This window comes from Salinicola sp., from assembly GCF_982684285.1.
The window spans coordinates 1-2,642 of record NZ_CEXLVS010000159.1; the positions used below are offsets into that span (position 1 = coordinate 1).

Consider the following 2,642-nt stretch of genomic DNA (forward strand, 5'->3'; position numbering starts at 1 on the left):
GACTATCGGCTCTTTGACGCCGACAACCACTACTACGAGCCCCGGGACTGCTTTTCGCGCTACATCGAGCCGCGTCACCGCAACAAGGCGATCCGGCTGAGCGTGGACGAGAGCGGTCAGGAGCGCCTGATGGTGGGCGACAAGCCCTTCACGTTCCTGGGCAAGCTCGATTTCGACCACCACGCCAAGCCGGGTAGCCTGCGCGAGATGCTCCGGATGATGAACACCCCGGGCTACGAGGGGCAGGTCGTCCAGGAGCACGAGGCCGCCTTCCTCGAGCGCGACGCCCGGCTCGCCCGGATGGACGAGCAGGGCATCGAGTCGTGCCTCCTGTTTCCCACTCTCGCCGTCTGCGTCGAGCAGTTCATGACCGACGACGTCGAGCAGATGTATGCAAACTTCCACGCCTTCAACCGCTGGCTCGACGAGACCTGGGGGTTCGACTACCAGGAACGCATCTATGCCCCGCCGCTCCTCTCGCTGCTCGATCTCGACGAGGCCGTCGCCGAGCTCGAGTGGGTGATCGAGAAGGGCGCGCGCATCATCGCGCTTCGCCCCGGCCCCAGCTATGGCCGCTCGCCAGCCGATCCCTACTTCGATCCCTTCTGGGCGCGGCACCACGAGGCCGGCATCACCGTCGCGTTCCATCTCGCGGAGTCCGGCTACAACGAGATGATGAGCGTCTGGTTCGGCGAGCAGCCGAACCCCTCCTCGCACCGTCAGTCCGCTCTGCAATGGTCGTGCTTCTACGGAGACCGGCCGATCATGGACACGATTGCGGCGCTCGTCTTCCACAACCTCTTCGGCCGCTACCCGAACCTGAAGGTCGTGAGCGTCGAGAACGGCTCGCTCTTCATCCCGTACCTCATGAAGGTGATGGACAAGATGGGCGGCATGGGCCGCAACGGCCCCTGGATTGGTGGGCGCATCCACGAGAAGCCCAGTCAGATCGTGCGCCGGCACGTGTTCGTGTCGCCGTATCATGAAGAGGACATCCCGGTGCTGGCGGCGGAGATCGGCGTCTCGCAGGTGGTCTTCGGATCGGACTACCCGCATCCGGAAGGGCTCGCCGAACCCCGCGACTTCGTCGACGGTATCGAGCAGCTCTCCGACGCAGAGGTCCGGATGATCATGCGCGACAACTCGCTGGGGCTGGTCGGGCGAGCGTGAGCCGCGAAGTCGTCGACCAGAGCGGCCGCGTCCTGGGTTCGCGGGCACTGCAGACCCGTAGCCGCCTGTTGGAAGCCACCGAGAAACTGCTCGGCGAGCAGAAGCTGCGAGACCTGCGCGTGACCGACATCGCGAGACACGTGGGGACGTCGGCGGCCACCTTCTATCAGTACTTCCGGGACGTCGACGACGTCGTACTGTGCTTGGCAGAGGAGACCTCGGACGAGATGCCGAGGATGCTCGAGTTGATCGCCGGTTCGTGGCGGGGCCAAGAAGGACTGCAGAAGGCGCGTACGCTCGTCGAGGCCTTCATCGACCACTGGGACGAGCATCGCGCGGTGCTGCGGGTTCGAAATCTCGCGTCCGACGAGGGTGACCAACGCTTCCAGGACTTGCGGGAGCGAACCATGCAGCCGGTATTGGAGGAGCTCGCGCGCGTCATCAGCGACCACCATGGCGCGGACGATCCCCAGGGTCATCCGCACGCAGCGGCTGCCGCCATGGCCGCGATCCTCGAACGGCTGGCCGCCTATCACGCCGAGCTCGAGGTCTTCGGTGTCACGCGCGAGCACCTGATCGAGAGTTCCGCGCACATCCTGCACCGAACCGTGACAGGCGATTAGGTGGCGGAGAAGCCGCTCCGCTTGCTCCCGCAGGTCACCCCCGAGAACGAACACTTCTGGCTCGGCGGAGCCGACAACGAGCTTCGTTTCCTCCGCTGCGGGGGTTGCCGCTATTACGTGCATCCCCCCGCGCCGCTGTGCCCCGAGTGCCTGTCTCGCGACTTGTCGCCCGAGGCGGTCTCGGGCCGGGCGGTCGTCCACACCTTCACGGTGAACCACCAGCCCTGGATCCCCGGCTTCGATCCACCCTACGTGGTGGCGATCGTGGAGCTCGACGAACAAGAAGGCTTGCGACTCACGACGAACCTCGTGAACTGCAAGCCGGAAGACATCTCGATCGGCCTGCGCGCCCACGTCCTCTTCGAGGACCTGGGCGAGGGCGTTTTCCTGCCCCTCTTCGAGTTGGACGAATGATCGAAGCGCTAGAGCGCCGCGCCGCGCTGACGGGTATCGGCCAGTCGGAGGTTGGACGCCGCCTGAACCGCGATCCCCTGGCGCTTACCGCGGACGCGTGCCTCGCGGCCATCGACGACGCCGGCCTCAGCCGCGAAGACATCGACGGGCTCTCCACGTACCCCGGGAACTTCGGTCCGAACGGCTTCAGCGGCGCCGGCATCCCCGAGGTGCAGGACATGCTGCGCCTGAACCTGAACTGGTTCTGCGGGGGGCCAGAGCTTCCCGGCCAGTTGGGCTCGGTGGTGAACGCGTGTCTCGCGGTGGCGACGGGTCTCGCGAAGCACGTCCTGTGCTTTCGCACGGTCTGGGAGTCCACCGCGCAGGGTACCGGAGGACGGCCGGGGATTGGGGCCGGAGGCGGCGGGGGCTTCCGGGCGAGTGGATTCATGCAAT

4 protein-coding genes are annotated in these 2,642 nt (G+C 66.1%); all 4 read left to right on the plus strand.

Annotated features, from left to right (window positions below; genetic code table 11):
• Nucleotides 1-1,170: amidohydrolase family protein (locus AC3AYF_RS13820; RefSeq protein WP_487779874.1), on the plus strand; the 1,170-nt coding region annotated here is incomplete at its 5' end.
• Nucleotides 1,167-1,793, plus strand: a complete 627-nt coding sequence (locus tag AC3AYF_RS13825; protein ID WP_487779875.1) for a TetR/AcrR family transcriptional regulator — start codon at nucleotides 1,167-1,169, stop codon at nucleotides 1,791-1,793. The genes AC3AYF_RS13820 and AC3AYF_RS13825, both read left to right, overlap by 4 nt.
• Nucleotides 1,794-2,207, plus strand: a complete 414-nt coding sequence (locus AC3AYF_RS13830) for a Zn-ribbon domain-containing OB-fold protein (RefSeq protein WP_487779876.1) — start codon at nucleotides 1,794-1,796, stop codon at nucleotides 2,205-2,207. It abuts the gene before it with no gap.
• Nucleotides 2,204-2,642 (plus strand): hypothetical protein (locus AC3AYF_RS13835; protein ID WP_487779877.1); only part of this gene is annotated, 439 nt, incomplete at its 3' end. The genes AC3AYF_RS13830 and AC3AYF_RS13835, both read left to right, overlap by 4 nt.